The 580-nt window shown below is 62.1% G+C and carries 1 rRNA gene; it reads right to left on the bottom strand.

Features of this window, described 5'->3' with window-relative positions:
• Positions 1-468 precede the first annotated feature (468 nt).
• Positions 469-580: ribosomal RNA gene (locus HHX33_RS34750) — 16S ribosomal RNA — on the bottom strand; the annotation flags it as partial.

The raw sequence follows: 580 nt of genomic DNA, 5'->3' as shown, positions 1-580 counted from the left end.
ATGCCAAGGCATCCACCGTGTGCCCTAAAAAACTTGGCCACAAAGATGCTCGCGTCCACTATGCAATTCACAAACAACAACCAGGCAAACCAGCCCACCCCACCACCAAACACCCCCACCCCCCACAAGGAGAGCGGAAGCCGGTATGGCAGGAGACCAGCCCCAGAAGGACAACAGACCCTTCACCAAGCAGCCACCGCAACAACCGCGGTGGCCAGGCGAACGGTCCGTTCCCTCAGGACCCAACAGTGTGCTCAACCAGTCCCAACCCCCGGCACCCGCTTTCCCCACTCCCCAGACCCCCCACGAAGGAGAGCTGGGACGGTACTCACCGACCCGGCAACCACGACCAGCTGACTAACCAGTGCTCCACTAATGAGCTCGCCACGCACCGGACACTCGCCGGTGAACGCGACATGGACCAACCCAGCCACCCTATGGATGACCCGGCCAGCCGGTGCTCCTTAGAAAGGAGGTGATCCAGCCGCACCTTCCGGTACGGCTACCTTGTTACGACTTCGTCCCAATCGCCAGCCCCACCTTCGACCGCTCCCCCCACAAGTGGTTGGGCCACGGGCTT

The organism is Microbispora sp. H10670 (assembly GCF_014161385.1).
In the GTDB taxonomy this organism is placed as follows: domain Bacteria; phylum Actinomycetota; class Actinomycetes; order Streptosporangiales; family Streptosporangiaceae; genus Microbispora; species Microbispora triticiradicis.
The sequence above is the reverse complement of the archived record's forward strand: the minus strand, read 5'-3'. Positions and strand labels throughout refer to the sequence as shown.